This is a genomic window from Denitromonas iodatirespirans, from assembly GCF_018524365.1.
In the GTDB taxonomy this organism is placed as follows: Bacteria; Pseudomonadota; Gammaproteobacteria; order Burkholderiales; family Rhodocyclaceae; genus Nitrogeniibacter; species Nitrogeniibacter iodatirespirans.
This window is the reverse complement of record NZ_JAEKFT010000135.1, coordinates 1-541: the sequence shown is the minus strand read 5'-3', so window position 1 is coordinate 541 and position 541 is coordinate 1. Positions and strand designations below refer to the sequence as shown.

The window sequence follows — 541 nt, the reverse complement described above, 5'->3', positions numbered from 1 at the left end:
AAGCGCAGAGTATACGGCTCCGCGATGGCGTCGCTGGGCCGATAGCTGATTTCATAGTTGGCTTTGGTGAGGCCGTTTTGCTTCTCGATGAAGGTCTCGATCTCGATCAGTCTGCCGCCATGTTCGAACTCGTTGCGCACCGGGGCGATGGACGTGCCGTTGACGAGAATACGCAGGTGGCTGCTGCCCAGCGAGTAGCCGGGCAGAAACACTTTTGCCTCGGCCTTGTAATGCGGAAAGCCCCACCGGTCCGACCAGTCCGATTCGATCAATTTCGGCGCGTAGAGCGCCGCACCGAGGTTGTCCATTTCGTCGGACAGTGTCGCGAACGGCGGATTGCCAGCCAGTTCCCGCTTGCCGAAGGTGCAGGCGTCGAGCCACTGCTCCAGTGGGGTGTCTTTGGCGTCGTCACCGACAAAGCCCAAGTAGATACTGCCACCGACCAGTACCACGCCGACGATGAGCCAGCCCACCGGCGTGAGCAGCAGGGTGCCGGTGCCGGCTGCCAGTGCGCCGCTGGCGTAGGTCAGGGCTGAGCCGC

General features: G+C 62.5%; 1 protein-coding gene. It reads right to left on the bottom strand.

Translation table 11 applies throughout. The features are described 5' to 3' along the window. Positions 1 to 541 (bottom strand): hypothetical protein (locus I8J34_RS24280; protein ID WP_214364197.1); only part of this gene is annotated, 541 nt, incomplete at both ends.